Source organism: Hydrogenophaga intermedia (assembly GCF_000723405.1).
Classification (GTDB): Bacteria; Pseudomonadota; Gammaproteobacteria; order Burkholderiales; family Burkholderiaceae_C; genus Hydrogenophaga; species Hydrogenophaga intermedia.
Map to the genome: position 1 here is coordinate 1 of NZ_CCAE010000070.1, position 20,834 is coordinate 20,834.

Genomic DNA, 20,834 nt, shown 5'->3' on the forward strand with positions numbered 1-20,834 from the left:
TCGTTCGTTGATTGCCGAGGCACGAGATTCGCAGATTCACCGGCAAAACAAAAGATGGGTTCCCGGAACGCTTACGTTAGTTGTGGCCATCGGCCTGTTGGGCGTGGCCGGCCTGCAACTCGCTTCAGTTCGGTACCAGCAAACCTCCACACTGCGCACCCAGGCGCTGCAGCATGCCGATTTCCTCATCGAGAAGATTCGCGTCAACAACAGCAACCTGCTGAGTTCCAATCTGGCGGCCGCGCTGGCAGCACCAGAGACCGCCTACTTGGCCGAAGACGAGTATGAGGACGCCAACACGCTGCCAGACGACCCCTCCTGCGGCCTAGCCGCCCAAGCAGCCTGCACACCGGCGCAGGCTGCCCAGCGCGACTTGCGCGAATGGCGCCAGACGCTGGAACGTGAACTGCCCGGCGGTCGCGGCTCGATCTTCCGTGTGGCTGACGGTGCCACTGTCCAACCCAACGCCCGCCTGGTGGTCGTGATGTGGCGCGAAAAAGCCGAGTTGGTGACGGACAACGCCGCAGGAGCCGACGCCGATGAAGTGGTGGACGAAACCTGCCCTGGCGATGATCCGCCACCAGGTATCCGCTGCCTCAACCTGTGGGTGAGCCCATGAAGCCAAGAACTTCCCTCGCCCGCCAGCGCGGCATGACTTTGATCGAGCTGCTCGTCAGCCTCATCATCGGCTTGGTCATCTTGGCCGCCATCGGCGTCGTCTACCTCAACACCACGCAGACGACGCGTCAGCGCGAAGACCAGGCGATGCTCAATGAGCCAGCGCGCGCGGCGCTGCGCATGCTCAAGTTCAACCTCAACATGGCGGGCTACGTCGACATCTTCGACCTGGACGCCCTGAACCGAACCCAGGCAGTCTCAGTGTTCACACCTGGCAACCCGGTGCGCGCCAACATGTATGTGCGCGTCCCTTCGGCCACGCCCATTCCGGCTCCGATCAGTCAGTTCTTTGCCGGCCTGCGGCCAGTCTTCGGCTGTGACGGGGCAATGACGACTTCCCCCAACGCGATCGTCACCACCGCCCCACCCGCTGCCATGGCCTGCGGTGCCGCCAGCGCCACCCGCCACACACTGCAGCTCGCTTACCAAGCTGTGCCCAACACCCCCGCAAACCAGAGCAACAGTCTTATCCCGGCCGATGCTGCGACAGGCAGCGGACTAGACTGTCTGCAGCGCACCCCACCAGCCGGCGTGGCCATGGTGATCAACCGTTTCTCCGCCCCTGCGCCCGCCGCAGGCGCCATTTCGCAGCTCCAGTGCGAAGGCTCCGGAGCGGCCGGCGCGCAACCCATCGCCGAGGGCGTTGAAGAGTTCGTTCTGCGCTATCAAATGTCGGCACCAGGTACGGCGGCATCGCACACCGCCGCCGGCGGCGGCCAGGCGCGTTATCTCAGCGCCAGTCAGGTGACTGCCAGCGACCAGGGCTGGTCCGGCGTAACTGCAGTTGAGATCTGCATGGTGGCAGCCACGCCTCAGAGCGCGGGCCCTGCAGCGCAAGGCACGGTGACCCTACAGACCACGCGCCCAACCTGCACTCGCGACGCCAATGGCACCTTCAACGCCAACGTAGCGCGAGCTGCGGGTGACGCGCGATTGTGGAAGCGTTTTGTGTCGCTGGTGTCGGTACGAAATGCCGTCTACGCCTCCCCCTTGTGAGCCTGGCCCAATGAACCGCAAACGCTCTCGAGGTTTCGTCCTCGTTACCAGTCTGATCTTCCTGATCGTGCTGTCCGTGCTGGGCGTCATGGCCATGCGCGGCTCGCTGTTCGAGCAACGCATGGCTGCCAACGACCGCGACATGAACATGGCACGCGAGTTCGCCGAAATGGCGCTGCGCGATGCGGAGCGTGACATTCTGGGCCTGCACTTCGACGGCGTAAGCTTCTGTGCAGCCGCGCTAAGCGATTGCACCAACGTGCGCCCGGCGGGCACTCGCCCCGTCAGTGCGGCCGACGCGGGCAACTTCTGGAGCGCGTCCAATCCTGCGATCGACGACATCGCGCTCGAGGACGGCGGCCTGAATCAGGATCTGGAACTACAGGGCGTCTACAACGCCCGGTCCTCAATCGCCTGCAACGGTCCGGTGTGGAGTGGCGCCGATTGGGTCGACGGCGTAGCGCGTAGCTGCGGGGGCACGATCAACGAAGCGGTGCCCACCGTCGCCTACGGCACGTTCACCGATGCTCCCTTCAACGCCCCGGGCGTCAACCCGCCCCGCTACATGATCGAAATGTTCCGTGCCGATGACCTGGGCATCACGCCGCCCTCAAACAAGCTTTTCTTCCGCATCACAGCGGTCGGCTTCGGGCGCAGCAACGTCGACGCTAACCGCCCCACTTCGATCACCCTCCAGTCGGTGTTTTCACCGCTTTGATCCTGCTCCGGGAGCACACGATGAAACCCTCGCGCCAACTTCGGATCTTTGCCGGCTTCGCAGCCGGCCTGGCGACCGCCAGCGCCCTGGCCTTCACACCCAGCCAGCAACCGCCCTCCACCAGCGCAGTGCCCGGCAACGTGATGCTGGCGCTGTCGGTGGAATTTCCGACCGGCTTGCAGGTGTCGTATGGCAGTACCAACTACGGTGGCAACGACGTCAAGTACGAGGGCTATTTCGACAACCGTAAGTGCTACGCCTACAACACGACAAACGAGGTTTTCGAGCCGGGTTCGGCCATTACCGCCGCAGGGGCTTGCGAGGACACCGAGTGGAGCGGCAACCTGCTCAACTGGCTCACGATGACCAACCTGGACCAGTTCCGTTCGGTCATGACAGGCGGCACGCGCGACAACTTTTCGCCGATGAATGCCTCGCACGCGGGTGACACCACCACCCGGACGGTGCTCATCCGCTCGTTTAGCGACCGCAACAGCTACAACCCAATCAAGCGCATTCGCACCACCGACCCCATCCCAACCGCCCTGCGCAGCAGCACCGCGCGCTATGTGCGCTCCGGCGGCTACGGCTCCAAGTTCATCGTCTCCACCAGCAACAACTTCAGCGACCTGGGCACGCACGCGCTGCGCGCGGCCAGCTGCGCGGGCACCACGCCATTTCCCACTTCCTCGGGTTCGGGCTCGTGTTTCAACATCCGCGTGGCGGCCTGCGTCCCGTCGGCAGCCCAAGGCGTCACAGGTAACGTACGGGAAGCCAACTGCCAAGCCAAATATTCCGGCGTCGCAAAACCCGAGGGCCTGATCCAAGAGTATTCGTCTTCCTTGCGCTTCGCGGCCTTTGGCTACCTCAAGCAAGACGGCAACACCCGCAATGGCGGCGTGCTGCGCTCCGCCATGAAAAGCGTAGGCCCCTTGGCTGCCACCAGCACGGGCGTGCAGGACAACCCCAACGTCGAATGGAACACCACCACCGGCGCAATCCTGGCCAATCCGGACCCCATAGACGCCACGGCCAGTGGCGTGAGCAACTCGGGGCTCATGAACTACCTCAACAAGTTCGGCTATGCTGCGGGCTACAAGAGCAACGACCCGGTGAGCGAGCTGTACTACGCGGCGCTGCGCTATATGCGGGGCTATGCGCTGCCCAACGAATACACCAACGACTTGACCGACGCCTCGCGCAAGGATGGCTTTCCGGTCATCACCGGCGCTGCCCACCAACGTGGCGGCGCGCGCGATCCCATGATCAACACCTGCCAGCGCAACTTCCTGCTCGGCATCGGTGACATCTACACCCATGAGGACGGCAACTTGCCGGGACGCACGGGCGGCCCTACCGACCCCGACAGCCTCAACGCCAATACCCTTTGGAGCACGCTAACCGGACTGGAAGGCAGCTCCTCCTGGACCGGCGGGTCCAGCGGCGGCACGCAATACATCGCTGGCTTTGCCCATTGGGCCCACACCAATGACATCCGTGGCGACCTCGATGGCACGCAGACCATGGCCACCTACTGGGTCGACGTGCTGGAGAACACCAACGGCCAAAGCAGCGTGCTTGCGGCGAGCCAGCTTAAGACCCAATACTGGCTGGCCACCAAGTACGGCGGCTTCGACAAGTCGCTGGCGGAGGGAAACAACCCCAACGAGCGCGCCCTGCCCACGAACGATCTACCCTGGGATAAGAACACCGACGGTATTCCCGACTCCTGGTTTGCAGGCAGTACGCCCACGCAGTTGAAGGCCGGCCTTTCGGCAGCTTTCAGCAAGATCAACCAGGACGCCTTGGTGGGTGCGGCCTCCAGCGCAGCAGTCTCCTCCAATCGGCAGACCAGCGACAGTGAGACCATCTACGGCAGCTACAACCCCCGTGAATGGACAGGTAGTGTGCGCTCCTGCCGGCCCTCGCAAAACAAGGAAGCGTGCGAAAACTCACCCCGCTGGGACGCCTCCAACTGGCTCAATCGCGCCTCCACCGTGGTGCCCGCGGCCGACAAGCTCACGCCCGGCACCCGCAAGATCTTCACCTCGCTGCGCACCGATTCAAGCTTCGCATCCATGCCGTTCCTCTGGGACAGCCTGGTTACCGCTCAGAAAGACGTGCTCAATGCCGACACCTACGGAGAACAACGCGTTTCCTTCCTTCGCGGTGATCGCTCCAACGAAGGCGTCCTATTCCGCAACCGCCCTCACAACCTGCTCGGCGACGTCGTGAACTCTGGCATCGCCTACCTGGCCGGTGCGGGTCCCGCATTCCTCGGCCCCAACTTCCCCGGTCACGCAGCCTACCGCACCGCTAGCCGCAGTCGCCCAGCGGTTGTTTATGCGGGTGCCAACGACGGCATGCTGCACGCGTTCTCCGGCACCAACGGCAAGGAACTCTTTGGCTACATACCGGGCAGCGTGCTACCAGGCCTCAACAACTTGTCCGCGTTCAACTTCCAGCACCGCTACCTGGTCGATGGATCCCCCATGGTGGGTGATTTCGAGCTCACCGCCTCCACGCCAGCCGCCCCCAGTTGGGGGACGATGCTCGTGGGCGGCCTAGGTGCTGGTGGGCGGGGCTATTACGCGCTCAATATCAGTAGCCAAAGCAATTTCGCGACCAGCACTGAGGCCACGCTGGCGAGTTCCTTGCCGATGTGGGAGTTCACCTCGGCGCAAGACAGCGACCTCGGCTATACCTTCAACGAACCCTCCATCAGTTCCAACGGCGCCTACCGCCAGATCGCCAAGGTGGCTGACGCCAGCGTGAGCACCGGCGTGTGGCGCGTGATCGTGGGCAACGGTTACGGCTCGAATGATGGCAAGGCCGTACTGTTCATGCTCAACGCCAACACTGGGGCGGTGTCGACCAAGCTCACCGCCCATACGCCGGCCAATGCTGCAGCACCGCGCTCGGGCCTCTCGGCGCCCACGCCGGTCGACGTCGACCGCGATGGCCTGATCGACACGGTCTATGCGGGAGACCTTCTGGGCAACATGCATAAGTTCCAGTTCTCCAAGGAGTCCGGCGTCAACTTCGTGCTGGCCCGCCACGGCGACGCTGGCGCCGCCTGGCGCTACCTCGGGGTGGTCCACGCGGCCGGAGAGCCCATCACGACGGCGCCCTCCGTGATTCCGGCTTGTAGCGGCAACGGCTGGAGCGTCATGTTCGGTACAGGCAAGCTCAACGAGCAGGACGACTACTTTGACCGCACTTCAGTGAACAGCTACTACAACGTGGTCGACCAGTCGCCATCGTCGACACTCACAGTGCCCGCGACGGATCTGGGAGTGATCACTGAGTTCACTCTCGTTGCTCTGGAGGGTGGCAAGGTGGGTCGCATCTGGGACGCACCCAATCTGGCGACCAAGCGCGGTTGGAAGATCGTCCTGCCGGCAGGCGAACGCGTATTAGGCAACTCCGTGCTTCCTCCGGACACCGGAGCCGTAGAGTTCCCCTCGACACAACCCACCGGCGACCTCTGCACACCCGGAAATACTGGTTTTATCATGGCCGCCGACATCTGCACCGGTGGAATCGGCAACCTGATCTACGGTGACCAAGTCGTGGGCGGGGTTTCGGTGGAATCGGATGGCGTGATCAAGGTCAGCAACACCTACACCGACCCCGAAAACAAGCAGCGCGTCGTATGCAACCAGGCAGATTGCAAGGAGCCTGGTGGCGGCGGCTACTTCAACCCCACCGTCGCGCCACGCGGCCGCTACTCTTGGCGTGAGCTGATCACCAAGTGACAACCATGAAATCCCCAAGTCATTCCCAGACCGGCTTCACCCTGATCGAAGTCATGATCGTGGTGGTCGTGGTGGCCGTGCTCGCCGCGATCGCATACCCCAGCTACTCCGCATACATCCAGCGCGGCCACCGGGCCGACGCCAAGAACGCACTGATGGCGGTGGCGCAGCGGATGGAGCAGAACTACGCGCTATCGGGTCGATACGACCAGAATCAGGCTGGCGGCGCGATCGATGCGGCATTCATCGCGGCCACGGGCTTCGCAAGCGTGCCTCCAGGTGGCGGTGCGCGCTACAACATCAGCTTTGTCGCGGGCACGCTGGGCCAAGGCACTTACCAGCTACAGGCCGTCCCGGCCGGAGGGCAGGCTGGCGACCCGTGCGGCACCCTGCTGCTCAACCAGCAAGGCATTCGCGGCGCAGGTGGCGTCCTCGGAAACCGGGCCCAGCTGACGCTCGACTGCTGGAACCGCTAGGTGGATGCTGACTTTCCAGTCGCAGCGCTGGCGCTGGCCGAGCAAGCTCTCCGTCTCTCCAACCCCAACCCCCGAGTCGGCTGCGTCATCACCACCCCCAACGGGCGAGTGATCGCCCGCGGTCATACCCAGCAAGTCGGTGGCCCGCACGCGGAGGTCATAGCCTTGCGCGATGCCCAGTCGCGTGGCGAGAGCCTGATCGGCGCAACCGCCCACGTCACCCTCGAACCCTGCTCGCATCATGGCCGCACCCCACCCTGCTGCGACGCCCTGATCGCCGCCCGGGTGGCCCGCGTCGTCGTGGCAACCACAGACCCCAATCCCCGCGTCGCTGGCCAGGGCCTCGAGCGCCTGCGCGCTGCAGGCATCCAGGTCGATCTCCTTCCCACCGATCACCCCGCCGCCATCCGCAGCCGCGAACTCAACATCGGCTTCTTCAGCCGAATGATCCGCGGCACGCCTTGGGTCCGCATGAAGATCGCCGCTTCGCTTGATGGCATTACCGCCTTGCCCAACGGGCAGAGCCAGTGGATCACGGGCGAAGCCGCCCGCGAAGACGGGCACCTGTGGCGCGCGCGGGCCTGCGCCGTTCTGACGGGAGCGGGCACCGTATTGGAAGACGACCCCCGCCTCGATGCACGCCTGCCTGGCCTGGCGCGGCAACCGCACCTGGCTGTCATCGACAGTCGCCTGGATACCCCGCCCACCGCGCGGCTCTTCGAACCGCCCTACGGAGGCCTGCCGCGCCGCCTCTGGTTCTTTCACGCCGAAGCGGGCAGCCCTCAGGCAGACAAGCTGCGACAGCGCGGCGCCGACACCATCCTCATGCCCGGCGCGAACGGCAAGGTCGACCTCGGCGCAACCATGCGCGAGCTGGGCCGCCGCGAAGTGAACGAGTTGCATGTCGAGGCCGGAGCCAAACTCAACGCTTCGCTGCTGCGCGAAGGCTGGGTCGACGAGTTGCTGGTGTATTTGGCGCCCCGCCTGCTTGGGCAGGGGGCTGGTATGGCGCCCTTCGGCCCGCTGGAGCGGCTCGCCGATGGCACGCCCTTGCGCTGGCTGGACACCCAAGCACTGGGCACCGACCTTCGACTGCGCGCGAGGATCGATGGCCGCGACGCATTTCTCACGAACCGCTGATCGTCGCCGGCCTACCGCTTGAGTCCACGTACTGCGGACTGAGTAGAACTTAGTTCCGCGTCCCTTTGGCTGTGCATCCCATCGGCCGATGGGATGCAGTGCTCCACGGCGGCAGGACCATCGCGCGCCATGCGCAGCCTCACGCCCGGTCTTCACGGCAACCACCCCCGCCGTGTCAGCGGTCTCACGCTCATCGAACTGCTGGTGACGATGTCGGTTCTGGCCGTCTTGCTGGCGGTCGGGATTCCCTCGTTCGCATCCTTGATGCAGCGCTGGCGCGTCGACGCCACCATCGAGAGTCTGGTCGCCGACATCCGCCTGGCCCGCTCCACCGCCACCCGAACATCCCGCGCAGTGGTGATGTGTGCCAGGGCAGCTGACGGCAATTGCAGCGCAGGAAATGACTGGTCAACAGGCTGGGTGGTGTTCTCCGACCTGAATGGTGATTCGGCGCTCGATGTGGGTGAACCGCTGATCGCGGAACGCCCAAACCAATCGGGCATGGCCTCCATGCCCGACAAGACCAGCCAGGCCAGGCTGACCTTCAGGGCCAACGGCACCTTGGAAAGCGGGAAAACCTCGGTGGGCATTCGCCCCAAGGACTCGGCGAAGACTGTCGCGTCCGTCGTCATCAACGCCATGGGACGCACCCGTGTACAGACCATCAACTGACCGCCTGCGCCTGGCTGCCCGGCCATACGCCCATGGCTCATCCCTCATCGAGGTGCTCATCGCCATCCTTCTTTTGTGCATCGGGCTACTGGCGATGGCGCGGTTGAGCAGCGCGGCCGTTGCACACCAGAAGTCGGCACAGGTCCGGCTGACGGCACAGGCGCTGACGCAACGGTATGTCGATCTGGCCCGCATCAATCTCTACGGGTTCGACCTGGGTGCCTACGACATCGGGCTATCGGACAAACCGCCTGAAGCACTCGCCTTGAATGCCGACGAAACCGACACGAAGACGGCCGCCGAGCAGATGGCCAGCGAGGCCCGGCGTGAGTGGCTGACAGCCGTCGGCGGCGCCCTGCCAGGTGGTCAGGCGGTGGTGATCACGCGAGCGGGTGCAGCCGTGCGGGAGATCGACGTCTGGATCCTGTGGCCGGAAGCCGCGGCCAATGACGGCGATCTGCGAGCCGCCGTCCAGGACGCTTGCCCGGCGCACCTGGACGAGGATGCGCTCGCCGGCATGGCCTGCCTGCACTTCCGGAGCAGCTTGTGAAGCGGCAACCACATGGCCGGCTCCATCGCGCGCGCGGGCTGAGCCTGATCGAGCTGATGGTGGCCATGGTCATCGGACTCGTGGTGGTGCTGGCCGTTACCCTGACCTACCTGCAGACAGCCAGCGGAACGAGACACGCCATCCTGCAGGCTCAGATGAACGAAGACGGTGCGATCGCCCTCGATCTCCTGGTCCACCACTTGCGACTGAGCGGTTATGCCGAAACGGGGGCTGATGGCACCCGAATCTTCAAAGGCTTGGCGATCCGCGGCTGCGATGGGGGCTTCACGGCCGCCACCAGCAAAGCGGCTTTCGATTTGCTGGATTGCGCGGGTGGTGCGGGCAACGACGCCGTGGCCATTCGGTACCACGCCACGCTGCTCAACAGTCCGGTCGTGGAGAACAGCGATGAAGAGATGCGACCGGCAAACTGCGTGAACGAGAGCATCGAACCTGTGGGCGGCAGCGACGTCTTCATCGCCGACAACCGCTTCTACGTTCAGGACGACTCCACCAACGACAACGTGCCCACGCTTTTTTGCCGGGGCAGCAATGGCGCGGGCTTCAGCGACACGGCTGCCCTGGTCCCCAACGTCGAGTCATTGCAACTGCGATATGCGGTGACGCACGTGCCCGTGGACGGGGTGGTACCTCCTCATCAGGTCACGGCCCTCGTGCCGGCTGGCCATGCGTCCCTAGCCCCGCCGTTGGGCAACTGGAGCCGCGTCGCCGCCGTGGAGCTGTGCGTCGTGGTCCGCTCGCAGCACCCTGCTCCACAGGACGGCGTGGATGTCGACGAGCTCACCCGCTACCTCGATTGCAGCGGCACCGCAGCAACGGCCAACGACAGGCGCCTGCGCCGTGCGTACCGCACCACAGTGCACCTGGCAAACCTGCGCCCCGTTCTGCCGATGCCTTTCGAGACGGATGGCACCGTCGTCAGCAATCCGTACCGCAGTCTGGAGGCGCCATGAAACACGGCCTCGGTTTACGTCGGCACCATGGCGTGGCGCTTCCGATCGTTCTCATCATGTTGGTGGTACTGGCCTTCGCCGGCCTGCTCGCGGCACGGCGAAGCGCTGGTTTGCAGGAGATCAGCACCAACGCGAGGATTCGGCAGGCCGCCGAGTTCTCTGCCCAGTCGGCACTCCGCGAATGCGAAGCCATCGTGATCGACGTGGTCGACAACGACGGCGCAGTCCATGGCGAACTCCAGAAACACTTTGGTACCGCCGCACTCACGAGGCCTGATGACCCGACAGCGCTCTGGAGTGACCGGAACAACTGGACGGACAAGTCCAGCTTCCGAATTCAGCTTACGCCATCCAACAAAGAAGTCAGCAACGACACGACGCGCTTGCCGCACGCCCATTGCCTGATTGAGCCGATGCAAGACGAGCGCTACCTCATCACCGCTCAAGGCATGTCAGCCGGTGCGCGCTTCGATGCCAATGGTCAGCTCGAAGGCGGATCCGAGGTCTGGCTTCAGTCGGTGATCTCACCCAAGGTCCCAGTCCAATCCTCGGAAGGAGGCATGCAATGATCGACGCTCACCGATCTCCAGCGCCCCCGGCACGCGCATCCTCGATGCGTGTTGCCTTGGCTCTGACGGCCGCCCTGGCCGCCCTCGCCATGGAAAGCCACTCGCAACCTTCGCAGCAGCCGCTGCTGGTGAACACCTCGGGTGCCCGGCCCAATCTCATGGTCACGCTGGACAACTCGGGCTCGATGGCGTTTCCGTATGCCGACGGCTACTCCATGTACAACAACGGAGGAAAGGGAACGGACGCCTTTGCGGCACAGCGTTCGGCAGAGTTCAATTCGCTGTATTACAACCCCCGCATCACGTATCGCCCTCGCGTGGACGCCCAAGGAAAAGACCTGGTGCCGACTGATGGCATCGAATTCATTTCCAACCAAAGCAGCGCCAAGTTCAACTACGCCGTCTTCGCTCCGGTCAACGAGACGCTGGATGAATCGACACCGCTGATCATCAAACACAGCAGTTTCGAAAAGGTGACGGCGCAGACGCCCGCCGGACACCAATTGGCCTACTCGTACCCGTGGGAACCTCAATATCCTGGCATCGACTACGTCCCGTATCACCGCGTCTACCGCCAAGACCAGCCGACCCTGTCGGACGAACCCGCCGAACCCTTCACCTACGCGATTTGCGCGCCCCACTCAGGCCTTGCAGGATGCAAGAGCGCCCGACTGGTGACCATCGACAGGACAACCACCGGCGCAATAACGTTGCCAACCGATAGCCAGCGAACCGATCCAGGTTGCACCAAAGAGCAGTGCACGGCGGACGCCGAGCGGACCAACATCATGAACTGGTACCGCTACTACCTCACCCGCATGGCAGCCACACAGACAGCCTTGGGCTTGGCATTCACCGACAAGCGCCTGGACAACACCTTGCGCATTGGCTACATGCGCATCAATTTCCCGGACGTGGCCATCGCCTTGTCGCCTGGCACCGATGTGAAACGCGAACGCGTGCTGCGCGGTGTTCGACTTTGGACTCCGGGATCAACGGCCAATCAGCAGTTTTACGACTGGCTGTACGGTACCGTTCCCATGGGTGGCACGCCGCTGCACAACAGCGTGAACCAGGTAGCCAACTACCTGCGTGTGCCCGCTGGCGCCAAGGAGAATCCCTGGGCGAGCAATCCCGCTCTGCCCGCAGACGCCGACAACCTCGAACTGGCTTGCCGCCGCTCCTATCACGTGCTGTTTTCAGATGGCGCCTGGTCGAGCGACGATGCGATAAAGACGCAGGCCGCCACGGATGACGACAACAGCACGGGACCCGAGTTCAGCCGTTTCCCTCAGACAACTGGCGACGACAATGAGCCGGGAAAACTCAAGTACGAGCCCAAGGGGATCGACACCAGGCGCAAGTGGTACACGCCGTTTCCCAGCACCGGCACTAGAGGCCTCGCCGACCTGACAGCAAAGTACCACTGGCACCTGGACCTGCGACCCGAGTTGAACAATCAGGTGGCTACGCGCGCCGGTCAACCCGTGTTCTGGCAGAACATGACCACCTACACGGTGGGATACCTCATCAGCCCTTCAGGTAGCAACGGGGCCGGCGGCCTCACCTTCCAGCAGATCGACCAGTACCGGTTCGACTACCTGTTCAAGGGTTTCGACAACAGCGCGAAGCCCACATGGCCCGGCGGAGACCTCGCCCACGACACCGACTCGGGAATATCTTCCAGGCGCATTGATGATTTCATCCACGCGGGATACACCGGCGGTGGACGGGGCTTCAGCGTGCGAAGCGCCGATGACATCAAGGCGGTGATCAACAACATCGTGTCGGCCATCCTGTCGGCCATGGGCAAAGACGCGGGTGTGGCGGTTGGGGGTGCGGGTGAGGTGTCGCCAGGGCTGCAGGGACAACTCAAGTACCACGTCGAATACAGCACCGCCGACGGCGAGGGCGACATCAAGGCTTCGGTCATTGACGAAACGGGGCACGCACAAACCCTCGCCATGGACGCCGATGGTCGGCCGCTCAAGGCACCCGACAACAAAACCTATTGGTCGGCCAGCAAGCAGTTGCCTGCACCGGCCAATCGCCGGATCTACAGCATCCGCCCCGACAACACCGGCTTCGAGTTCAAAGGCACCCTTGATTCACTACCGCTCGCGACACGTGAAGCCCTCAAACGCGACGACCATGGCCAGCGCGTGCCCGATGACGGCCGGTTCGTCGACTACCTTCGTGGCGTTGATCCCGTACTGGACGCCAAAGGCCAGCCCCTGAGACTGCGCCTGTCCGGCCTGGGCGCCATCGTCAACAGCCCTCCATTGCTTGCCGACAATGCCGCCGGCTACATGGGGTACGACTTATACGGCCAGGTCGACGGCAAAAACACCTACGCTGCCTTCCGAGAACGGGTGGACAACGCGCCCGACACCTTGGTGGCGGCCACCAACGCCGGCCTGGTGCACCTGTTCGACGCCAGCAATGGCAAGGAACTCGGCGCCTTCATGCCTCGGCGCAGCATGGCCTGGTTGATCGGCAAGGCCGATCCGGACGCGCCGTTTCGCTACGTGCTCGACGGGCCCATCACCTTGCATGACGTCTACCACGAAGGCGTCTGGAGACAGATCGCCGTGGGCACCGGCGGGCGTGGCGAACGGCTCATCTACGGCTTGAACATTCCGCTCAATGGCCCTCAGTCACGTACACCGGCTGCGAATGACTTTCTCTGGGAAACCGGACCTGAGCTCGTCAACACGGAGATGTTCACGCTGGGACACATGACCACGCCTGTCCGCAGCGGTCAGACCGACAGCGGCGCTTGGGTAATGGTCACGACGACCGGCCACCACAACGGGGTGGCGGATGGGAAAAACCATGGCTTGCTGGTGCTGGACGCCGCCAGTGGCGCGGTACTGCGCAGGCTCCCGTTGCCTGACGACTACAGCGCCGGCCGAGGCATGGGCGCCGTCAGTTTGGTGAGGGACCAACACCAACGCATCGTGGCCGCCTACGCTGGCGATGCCAACGGGCAAGTGTGGCGCTTCGATCTGCGAGGCGACCCCGCGCAATGGCGCGTGGCGTACGGCAAACCCTTGTTCGTCACGAAACACCGCCGACCCGTCTACGGGGGACCGTCGTGGCAAGCCCATCCGCGCGGCGGCTACATCGTGATCGTCGGCACGGGCATGCTGCTCGACGACAGCGACCTCGCCGCGGGCAACGACCCCGACAGCGTCTACGGCATCTGGGACCCCACTCCACGGGACAAGTCCTCGGACGGATTGGGCTTCGAGCCCATTCTGCCCTCGCAACTGCTTGAACAAGCTGTGGAATCCCAGGTCACACCCGATGGGCAGAAGAACTACTTCAGCGTCACGCGGCGGGCGATCAACTGGACGCACCACCGGGGCTGGACGCTTGCACTGGGCAAAGCTGCGCCTGGCGAGCGCGTCATCGATCAAATCGTCAACATCAGCACCAGCGTGAGTATTCCTGTCGTCGCCATCGACCGGGCTCAGCATTCGACCGAGTCTTGTGCAGCAGACAGCGCGCCGCCCACCCAGAACTACGTGCTCAACGCGCTCGATGGGCAGGGGAAGCCCGCCTTCGACATTGACGGCGACGGCAAGCTTGAACCTGTCGCCATGGTGCAGGTGCTCTCGGGAGGCTATTCGAGAGGCTTGTCCTACCACCTTGCCAGCCCCTCGGCCAATGCAACAGCCAAGGAGTCGGTCTACCGGCTCAATCTGGGCACCCAGGGCGGCTCCCAGATCGACCAGAACAAGCCAGAGACCCCGCCCGCTTGCAAGGACACGAAGCTCACGGTCTATGGCATCCAGGAGGGCAAGTTCGACATCGAGTTGAAATGCAGCAAGGGCCGGCTCTGGAGCCGCCAGCAGTATCAACTGTCGCAGGTGCCGCAATGAGGCGGTTGCACGCTCGCCGTCGGCGCCGATCGGGCTTCACCCTGATCGAACTGATGATCACCTGCGCCATCATCGCCATCCTCGCCAGCGTCGCCTACCCGAGCTACGCGGAGCACGTGCGCAAAGGGCGACGCGCCGACGCCCAACGCGCCCTCGAAGAGGCCAGCCAGTTTCTGCGCCGCCGCTACAGCAGCATGGACACCCACGTGGACGCGGCCCTGCCATCGCCCCTGAGCCGGAGTCCTCGCGAAGGCGCCGCGGCCTATACGATCACCCTTATCGAGGACGGCAAGGCCGTGACCACCGCCACCCTGGCGCACAGCTACACGCTGCGCGCCGTGCGCACGGGCGCCATGGCCGACGACCGCTGCGGCGACCTTGATCTCGCTCACACCGGGGCGCGAGCGCTGCACGACGCCGCCACGACCGCGGTGCTCGCGGACTGTTTCCGCGGCGGCTGACCCCGCGCTCTGCGGGGCGGGCGACACCCCCGCGACGGCCACCCCGCCAAACCCTGCGAAAATACCCGGATGTTCACCGGCATCATCACCGGCGTGGGGCGCATCGCCGACTCCCATGCGCTGGGCGGTTCTTTGCAGCACGGGCGGCGCCTCACCATCGAGGCCCCGGCCGGGTATCTGGCCGACGTCGGCCTGGGCGACAGCGTCGCGCTCAACGGCGCCTGCATGACAGTCACCACCCTCGACGCCTCTCGAAATCGCTTCACCATCGACATCTCCGCCGAATCGCTGGCCCGCACCGCCGGGCTCGACGCCGTCGGCGCCCGCCTGAACCTCGAAAAAGCCCTGCGCGCCCACGACCGCCTGGGCGGCCACATCGTGTCCGGACACGTGGACGGCACAGGCAAGGTCCTGCGCTTCGCCCCCGTCGGCGAAAGCCACGAACTCGCCGTGCTGGCACCGCCCGAACTCGGCAAGTACCTCGCCTACAAGGGATCCATCACCATCAACGGCGTGAGCCTCACCGTCAACCACGTCGCCGACCGCCCCGACGGCTGCGAGTTCAGCATCAACCTCATTCCCCACACGGTGCAGCACACCACCCTCGGCGACCTCGTCGCCGGCAGCACCGTGAACCTCGAGATCGACACCGTGGCCCGCTACGTCGAGCGCATGCTCGGCACGGGCCCGCATCCGGCCAAGGAGGCCACGCCATGAACGCCCCGGAAACCCTGGCCCCCGTGGCCATCTCCCCCGTCGAAGCCATCGTCGCCGACATGCGCGCCGGCCGCATGGTCATCCTCGTGGACGAGGAAGACCGCGAGAACGAGGGCGACCTCGTGCTCGCGGCCGACCACGTCACGGCCGAAGCCATCAACTTCATGGCCCGCTTCGGCCGCGGCCTGATCTGCCTCACCCTCACCAAGGAGCGCTGCGAGCGCCTGAACCTGCCGCCCATGGTGCCGCGCAACGGCACCAAGATGGGCACGGCCTTCACCGCCTCCATCGAAGCCGCCGAGGGCGTGACAACCGGCATCTCCGCCGCCGACCGCGCACGCACTGTGCAGGCCGCCGTGGCGCCCAACGCCAAGGCCAGCGATCTGGTGCAGCCCGGCCACATCTTCCCGTTGCAGGCGGTCGAAGGCGGCGTGCTCATGCGCGCCGGCCACACCGAAGCCGGCTGCGACCTTGCCGCCATGGCCGGCTGCTCGCCCGCCGCCGTCATCTGCGAGGTGATGAAGGACGACGGCACCATGGCCCGCCTGCCCGACCTGCAGCAGTTCGCGGCCGAGCACGGCATCAAGATCGGCACCATCGCCGATCTCATCGAGTACCGCAGCCGCACCGAATGCCTGGTTCAGCGGGTGGGCAGCCGCCCCCTCAAGACGGCCTTCGGCGACTTCACAGCCCACGCCTTCCGCGACCAGCCCAGCGGCGCCGTGCACATGGCCCTGGTGATGGGTCAGTGGCAGGCCGACGAATCCGTGCCCGTGCGCGTGCACGAGCCCCTGTCGGTGCTCGACGCGCTGGAGGTCGGCCGCGCCATGCACAGCTGGAGCCTGGAATCCAGCCTGCGCCACCTGGCCAAGGCCGGGCGCGGCGTGGCCGTGCTGCTCAACTGCGGCGAATCCGCCGACCAGTTGCTGGCCCAGTTCGACGGCACCGCGCGCTCCGCCCAGGCGCCCGAGCGCGGCCGCATGGACCTGCGCACCTACGGCGTGGGCGCGCAGATCCTGCGCGAGTGCGGCGTCACCCGCATGGAACTCATGGGCACGCCGCGCCGCATGCCTAGCATGCAGGGCTACGGCCTCGAAATCACCGGCTTCATCGGCCACCCCAACTGACCCACACAACACCCCACGGAAACGGACGCCCCCCATGTTTGGCGCAGACAAAGGCACGGCCGACCTGCTCGACGGCAAACGCCTGCACATCGGTATCGTGCAGGCGCGCTTCAACGAAGCCATCACCGACACCCTGTTCAGCGCCTGCCAGGCCGAACTGCTCGCCCTCGGCGTGCAGGAGAAGAACATCGCCCACGTCAAGGTGCCCGGCGCCCTGGAAGTGCCCGTGGCCCTGCAGGCCATGGCCGAGCTCGACGAGTACGACGCCCTGATCGCGCTGGGCTGCATCATCCGCGGCGAGACCTACCACTTCGAATTGGTCGCCAACGAGTCCGGCGCCGGCGTCACCCGCGTCGCCCTGGACCATCAGATCCCCGTGGCCAACGCCATCCTCACCACCGAGAACGAGGCCCAGGCCCTCGCACGCCAGATCGACAAGGGCCGCGACGCCGCGCGCGTGGCCGTGGAAATGGCCCTGGTGCTGGACCGCATTGGCTGATTCCATGAGCACTTCCCCCGATTCCTCCGCCAACAAACCGCGCAAGGCCGCCGACAAATCGGCCCGTACCCGAGCGCGCGAATTCGCCCTGCAAGCGCTCTACCAGCACCTCGTCGGCCGCAACCCGGTCGACGACATCGACGCCTTCACCCGCGACCTCTCGGGCTTCCACAAGTGCGACAGCCTGCACTTCGACGCCCTCGTGCGTGGCTGCATCGAGCAGGCCGCTGAACTCGACGCGCTGATCGCCCCGCGCCTGGACCGCCCGCTGGCCGAGCTCTCCCCCATCGAGCACGGGGTGCTATGGATCGGCACTTTCGAGTTCCGCCAGTGCCTGGACGTGCCCTGGCGCGTGGTTCTCAACGAGTGCATCGAACTCGCCAAGTCCTTCGGCGGCACCGACGGCCACAAATTCGTCAACGGCGTGCTGCACCCGCTGGCCGAACAGTTGCGCCCCGCCGAAGTGGCCGCCTCGCCGCGCGCCGGCGGTGCCCGCCGATGAGGGTGTCGCGCCGGGCCGAGCGCATCGAGCCCTTCTACGTGATGGAGCTGGCCAAGGCCGCCACCCGCCTCGCCACCGAGAGCGCCGGCCAGCGGCCGATGATCTACCTCAACATCGGCGAGCCCGACTTCACCGCCCCGCCGCTGGTGCAGCAGGCCGCCGAGCGCGCCATCCGCGACGGTCGCAGCCAGTACACCCAGGCCCTGGGTCTGCCGGCGCTGCGCGAGGCCATCGCCGGCTGGTACGGCACGCACTTCGGCGCCACGGTCGATCCGGCGCGCATCGTCGTCACGGCCGGCGCCTCGGCCGCACTGCAGTTGGCCTGCCTGGCCCTCATCGACGCGGGCGATGAAATCCTCATGCCCGACCCGAGCTACCCCTGCAACCGCCAGTTCGTGCAGGCGGCCGAGGGCGAAGCCCGCATGATCCCTTGCGGGCCCGACCAGCGCTTCCAGCTCAGCGCCGAGCAGGTGCGTGCGCACTGGGGCGAACGCACGCGCGGCGTGCTGCTGGCCTCGCCGTCCAACCCCACGGGCACCTCCATCGCACGCGACGAGCTCCAACGCATCGCCACCACCGTGCGCGAGCGTGACGGCATCACGCTGATCGACGAGATCTACCTTGGCCTGAGCCACGACGCCGCCTACGGCCAGACCGCGCTCACCCTGCCCGATGGCCTGGGCGGCACGGTCATCAGCGTCAACAGCTTCAGCAAGTACTTCAACATGACGGGCTGGCGCCTGGGCTGGCTGGTGCTGCCGCCGGCCCTGGTGCCCGCGGTGGAGCGCCTGGCGCAGAACCTCTTCATCTGCCCCAGCGCCATCTCGCAGCACGCCGCCCTCGCCTGCTTCGAGCCCGACAGCCTGGCCGAGTACGAGCGCCGCCGCGCCGCCTTCAAGGCCCGGCGCGACTACTTCATCCCGCAACTCAACCGCCTGGGCCTCACGGTGCCCGTCATGCCCGACGGCGCCTTCTACGCCTGGGCCGACGTGCGCGCCCTGTGCCAGCGCTGGGGCATCCCACCCGAGGCGAGCGAGCCCGAGGCCGGCGGCAGCTGGCCCCTGGCCTTCGAACTCATGCGCCGCTGCCAGCTCGCCGCCACGCCCGGGCGCGACTTCGCCCAGGCCGAACCCGGGCGCTACCTGCGCTTCTCCACAGCCAACGCCATGGAGCAACTGCAGGAAGCCGTGGCCCGCCTGGAGGCCGCCTGGTGAGCGACCACTCGCTCATGACACCCTTCGAGTGGCGCGTGCGCGTCTACTGGGAAGACACCGACGCCGGCGGCATCGTCTTCTACGCCAACTACCTCAAGTTCTTCGAGCGCGCCCGCACCGAATGGCTGCGCGCCCTCGGCGTGGAGCAGCAGCGCCTGCGCGATGCCGAAGGCGCCATGTTCGTGGTGAGCGCCACCGACGTGCGCTACCTGCGCCCCGCCCGCCTGGATGATTTGCTTCTGGTTACCGCGCAGGTGACGGAAGCGGGTCGCGCCTCGCTCACAATCGCGCAGTCGGCACGCCGGGACTCCCCGGCGGGGGACTTGCTGTGCGAAGGCACCATCCGCATTGGCTGGGTGGACGGCAGTACCCTGACACCCCGGCGCATGCCGCCTTCCCTGCGCCAGGCCCTGGGCCTGGGCTGAGCCGCGCCCGGTGACAGACCGAAACCTTTTCCATCCGTTCCGATCCCTGCACCATGACCCCAGAACTCTCCATCGTCCAGCTCATGCTCCACGCGACCTGGGTGGTCCAGGCCGTCGTGCTGCTGCTCGTGCTGATGTCGCTCATCAGCTGGGCCGCCATCTTCCGCAAGATGGGCACGCTCAAGCGCGTGCGCTCGCGCAACGAGGCCTTCGAACGTGAGTTCTGGTCGGGCACCAACCTGAACGAGCTCTACGCCGCCGCCGCGCAGAACGCGCGCAGCGCCGGCCCCATGGAACGCATCTTCGCCAGCGGCATGCGCGAATTCAACAAGCTGCGCGAGCGCCGCATCACCGACAGCGGTGCCCTGCTCGACGGCGCGCGCCGCGCCATGCGCGCCAGCTTCCAGCGCGAGCTCGACATGATGGAGTCCAACCTCTCCTTCCTCGGCACCGTCGCCTCCGTCGCCCCGTACGTGGGCCTGTTCGGCACGGTCTGGGGCATCATGCACGCCTTCACCGGCCTGGCCTCGCTGGCGCAGGTCACGCTGGCCACGGTGGCGCCCGGCATCGCCGAAGCCCTGGTGGCCACGGCCATCGGGCTCTTCGCCGCCATACCCGCCGTGGTGGGCTACAACCGTTTCGCGCACGACATCGACCGCGTGGCGAACGGCCTGGAGACCTTCATGGAAGAGTTCTCCAACATCCTGCAGCGCAACCTCGGTTCGCACCATCCGCAGCCCGCCACCGCGTCCACCTTCTGAGGCACTGAACACATGGCCAAGCTCGCCGCCCGCGGCCGGGGCCGCCGCACGATGAACGAGATCAACATGGTCCCGTTCATCGACGTCATGCTGGTGCTGCTGATCATCTTCATGGTCACCGCCCCGCTCATCACGCCCAGCCAGATCGCCCTGCCCACCGTGGGCCAGGCCCAGCGCCAGCCCGACCGCTTCGTGCAGGTCGTCATCGACAAATCCGAGCAATTGCGCGTGCGCGAAGGCAGCGCCAGCGGTGAAGGCGCGCTGGTTCCGCTGAACCTTCTGGCCGCCCGCGTGCTCGAACTGCAGGGCACGGGGGCCGATCAGGCCGGCGTGCCCGTGATCATCAGCGCCGACAAGACCGTGCAATACGACGCCGTGGTCCGCACCATGAACGAGCTGCAGAAGGCCGGCGTGCAGCGCGTGGGCCTGTCGGTGCAGACCACCCGCTGAACCCGTGCCCGAACCGACCCCGATGCGCTCCACCGCCGACCACCTCGACCTCGCCCCGCCGCCGCCAGGCCGCTGGGGCGGCGCCCTGGGCAAGGCCGTGGGCGTACACGCCCTGCTCATCCTCGCGCTCACCTGGGGCGTGAGCTGGCGCCGCGACGCCGACACGCCGGCCGTGGAGGCCGAACTCTGGTCGCGCCTGCCCCAGCAGGCCGCGCCGCGCGCCACCGCGCCGCCACCACCGCCCACCCCCGCGGCGCCAG

20 protein-coding genes and 1 pseudogene are annotated in these 20,834 nt (G+C 65.8%); all 21 read left to right on the forward strand.

Annotation, left to right across the window (positions count from 1 at the left end; translation table 11 throughout):
- The coding region (gene pilV, locus BN948_RS23205; protein WP_081922038.1) for a type IV pilus modification protein PilV at window positions 1-619 on the forward strand (619 nt) is incomplete at its 5' end.
- Window positions 616-1,674, forward strand: a complete 1,059-nt coding sequence (locus BN948_RS23210; RefSeq protein ID WP_009520102.1) for a PilW family protein — start codon at window positions 616-618, stop codon at window positions 1,672-1,674. The genes pilV (BN948_RS23205) and BN948_RS23210, both read left to right, overlap by 4 nt.
- Window positions 1,675-1,684: 10 nt before the next feature.
- Window positions 1,685-2,392 carry a pilus assembly PilX family protein gene (locus BN948_RS25905; RefSeq protein WP_009520101.1) on the forward strand — a complete coding sequence of 236 codons (708 nt, stop codon included), beginning with the start codon at window positions 1,685-1,687 and terminating at the stop codon, window positions 2,390-2,392.
- Between the two features lie 20 nt (window positions 2,393-2,412).
- Window positions 2,413-6,150 (forward strand): pilus assembly protein, encoded by a 3,738-nt coding sequence (locus BN948_RS23220; protein WP_009520100.1) that lies wholly within the window; start codon window positions 2,413-2,415, stop codon window positions 6,148-6,150.
- A gap of 5 nt (window positions 6,151-6,155) precedes the next feature.
- The gene (locus BN948_RS23225) at window positions 6,156-6,626 is read left to right on the forward strand and encodes a type IV pilin protein (protein WP_009520099.1); all 471 of its coding nucleotides are present in this window, start codon (window positions 6,156-6,158) and stop codon (window positions 6,624-6,626) included.
- Entirely contained in the window at window positions 6,627-7,766 is a 1,140-nt protein-coding gene (gene ribD / locus BN948_RS23230) for a bifunctional diaminohydroxyphosphoribosylaminopyrimidine deaminase/5-amino-6-(5-phosphoribosylamino)uracil reductase RibD (RefSeq protein ID WP_035624182.1), read from the forward strand. It begins immediately after the preceding gene.
- Between the two features lie 129 nt (window positions 7,767-7,895).
- A complete protein-coding gene (locus BN948_RS25910) occupies window positions 7,896-8,438 on the forward strand; it encodes a GspH/FimT family pseudopilin (RefSeq protein ID WP_009520097.1) in 543 nt (180 codons plus the stop codon).
- The gene (pilV, locus tag BN948_RS23240) at window positions 8,419-8,988 is read left to right on the forward strand and encodes a type IV pilus modification protein PilV (RefSeq protein WP_009520096.1); all 570 of its coding nucleotides are present in this window, start codon (window positions 8,419-8,421) and stop codon (window positions 8,986-8,988) included. Before BN948_RS25910 ends, pilV (BN948_RS23240) begins: the two co-directional genes overlap by 20 nt.
- Window positions 8,985-9,962 carry a PilW family protein gene (locus tag BN948_RS23245; protein ID WP_035624186.1) on the forward strand — a complete coding sequence of 326 codons (978 nt, stop codon included), beginning with the start codon at window positions 8,985-8,987 and terminating at the stop codon, window positions 9,960-9,962. The genes pilV (BN948_RS23240) and BN948_RS23245 overlap by 4 nt, the downstream gene beginning before the upstream one ends.
- The gene (locus tag BN948_RS23250) at window positions 9,959-10,531 is read left to right on the forward strand and encodes a pilus assembly PilX family protein (protein ID WP_009520094.1); all 573 of its coding nucleotides are present in this window, start codon (window positions 9,959-9,961) and stop codon (window positions 10,529-10,531) included. Before BN948_RS23245 ends, BN948_RS23250 begins: the two co-directional genes overlap by 4 nt.
- On the forward strand, window positions 10,528-14,418 hold the full coding sequence (locus tag BN948_RS23255; RefSeq protein WP_009520093.1) for a pilus assembly protein: 3,891 nt from the start codon (window positions 10,528-10,530) through the stop codon (window positions 14,416-14,418). Before BN948_RS23250 ends, BN948_RS23255 begins: the two co-directional genes overlap by 4 nt.
- Window positions 14,415-14,879, forward strand: coding sequence for a type IV pilin protein (locus BN948_RS23260; protein WP_009520092.1), 465 nt, complete (start codon window positions 14,415-14,417; stop codon window positions 14,877-14,879). Before BN948_RS23255 ends, BN948_RS23260 begins: the two co-directional genes overlap by 4 nt.
- A gap of 69 nt (window positions 14,880-14,948) precedes the next feature.
- Window positions 14,949-15,596 carry a riboflavin synthase gene (locus BN948_RS23265; RefSeq protein WP_009520091.1) on the forward strand — a complete coding sequence of 216 codons (648 nt, stop codon included), beginning with the start codon at window positions 14,949-14,951 and terminating at the stop codon, window positions 15,594-15,596.
- The gene (gene ribBA / locus BN948_RS23270; RefSeq protein ID WP_009520090.1) at window positions 15,593-16,723 is read left to right on the forward strand and encodes a bifunctional 3,4-dihydroxy-2-butanone-4-phosphate synthase/GTP cyclohydrolase II; all 1,131 of its coding nucleotides are present in this window, start codon (window positions 15,593-15,595) and stop codon (window positions 16,721-16,723) included. Before BN948_RS23265 ends, ribBA begins: the two co-directional genes overlap by 4 nt.
- Before the next feature lie 34 nt (window positions 16,724-16,757).
- Window positions 16,758-17,222: a 6,7-dimethyl-8-ribityllumazine synthase gene (gene ribH, locus BN948_RS23275; RefSeq protein ID WP_009520089.1), complete on the forward strand. Its 465-nt coding sequence runs from the start codon at window positions 16,758-16,760 to the stop codon at window positions 17,220-17,222.
- Window positions 17,223-17,226: 4 nt separating this feature from the next.
- Window positions 17,227-17,724 carry a transcription antitermination factor NusB gene (gene nusB / locus BN948_RS23280; protein ID WP_009520088.1) on the forward strand — a complete coding sequence of 166 codons (498 nt, stop codon included), beginning with the start codon at window positions 17,227-17,229 and terminating at the stop codon, window positions 17,722-17,724.
- Window positions 17,721-18,938 (forward strand): pyridoxal phosphate-dependent aminotransferase, encoded by a 1,218-nt coding sequence (locus BN948_RS23285; RefSeq protein WP_009520087.1) that lies wholly within the window; start codon window positions 17,721-17,723, stop codon window positions 18,936-18,938. Before nusB ends, BN948_RS23285 begins: the two co-directional genes overlap by 4 nt.
- A gap of 14 nt (window positions 18,939-18,952) precedes the next feature.
- Window positions 18,953-19,363, forward strand: coding sequence for a tol-pal system-associated acyl-CoA thioesterase (ybgC, locus tag BN948_RS23290; protein WP_035624208.1), 411 nt, complete (start codon window positions 18,953-18,955; stop codon window positions 19,361-19,363).
- A gap of 53 nt (window positions 19,364-19,416) precedes the next feature.
- Window positions 19,417-20,124, forward strand: a complete 708-nt coding sequence (gene tolQ, locus BN948_RS23295) for a protein TolQ (protein WP_009520085.1) — start codon at window positions 19,417-19,419, stop codon at window positions 20,122-20,124.
- 12 nt (window positions 20,125-20,136) lie between these two features.
- Window positions 20,137-20,574, forward strand: a complete 438-nt coding sequence (locus BN948_RS23300) for an ExbD/TolR family protein (protein ID WP_009520084.1) — start codon at window positions 20,137-20,139, stop codon at window positions 20,572-20,574.
- Window positions 20,575-20,578: 4 nt separating this feature from the next.
- Window positions 20,579-20,834: pseudogene (locus BN948_RS23305) on the forward strand (cell envelope integrity protein TolA); the annotation flags it as partial.

What these genes read in the sequence shown, in the direction of transcription:
- nusB (WP_009520088.1), top strand. Translation starts at nt 17,227, where the DNA reads ATGAGCACTTCCCCCGATTCCTCCGCCAACAAACCGCGCAAGGCCGCC.
- BN948_RS23250 (WP_009520094.1), top strand. Translation starts at nt 9,959, where the DNA reads ATGAAACACGGCCTCGGTTTACGTCGGCACCATGGCGTGGCGCTTCCG.
- BN948_RS25905 (WP_009520101.1), top strand. Translation starts at nt 1,685, where the DNA reads ATGAACCGCAAACGCTCTCGAGGTTTCGTCCTCGTTACCAGTCTGATC.
- ribBA (WP_009520090.1), top strand. Translation starts at nt 15,593, where the DNA reads ATGAACGCCCCGGAAACCCTGGCCCCCGTGGCCATCTCCCCCGTCGAA.
- ribH (WP_009520089.1), top strand. Translation starts at nt 16,758, where the DNA reads ATGTTTGGCGCAGACAAAGGCACGGCCGACCTGCTCGACGGCAAACGC.
- ybgC (WP_035624208.1), top strand. Translation starts at nt 18,953, where the DNA reads ATGACACCCTTCGAGTGGCGCGTGCGCGTCTACTGGGAAGACACCGAC.
- BN948_RS23225 (WP_009520099.1), top strand. Translation starts at nt 6,156, where the DNA reads ATGAAATCCCCAAGTCATTCCCAGACCGGCTTCACCCTGATCGAAGTC.
- BN948_RS23220 (WP_009520100.1), top strand. Translation starts at nt 2,413, where the DNA reads ATGAAACCCTCGCGCCAACTTCGGATCTTTGCCGGCTTCGCAGCCGGC.
- BN948_RS23260 (WP_009520092.1), top strand. Translation starts at nt 14,415, where the DNA reads ATGAGGCGGTTGCACGCTCGCCGTCGGCGCCGATCGGGCTTCACCCTG.
- BN948_RS23300 (WP_009520084.1), top strand. Translation starts at nt 20,137, where the DNA reads ATGGCCAAGCTCGCCGCCCGCGGCCGGGGCCGCCGCACGATGAACGAG.
- BN948_RS23255 (WP_009520093.1), top strand. Translation starts at nt 10,528, where the DNA reads ATGATCGACGCTCACCGATCTCCAGCGCCCCCGGCACGCGCATCCTCG.
- BN948_RS23265 (WP_009520091.1), top strand. Translation starts at nt 14,949, where the DNA reads ATGTTCACCGGCATCATCACCGGCGTGGGGCGCATCGCCGACTCCCAT.
- BN948_RS23285 (WP_009520087.1), top strand. Translation starts at nt 17,721, where the DNA reads ATGAGGGTGTCGCGCCGGGCCGAGCGCATCGAGCCCTTCTACGTGATG.
- tolQ (WP_009520085.1), top strand. Translation starts at nt 19,417, where the DNA reads ATGACCCCAGAACTCTCCATCGTCCAGCTCATGCTCCACGCGACCTGG.
- BN948_RS25910 (WP_009520097.1), top strand. Translation starts at nt 7,896, where the DNA reads ATGCGCAGCCTCACGCCCGGTCTTCACGGCAACCACCCCCGCCGTGTC.
- BN948_RS23210 (WP_009520102.1), top strand. Translation starts at nt 616, where the DNA reads ATGAAGCCAAGAACTTCCCTCGCCCGCCAGCGCGGCATGACTTTGATC.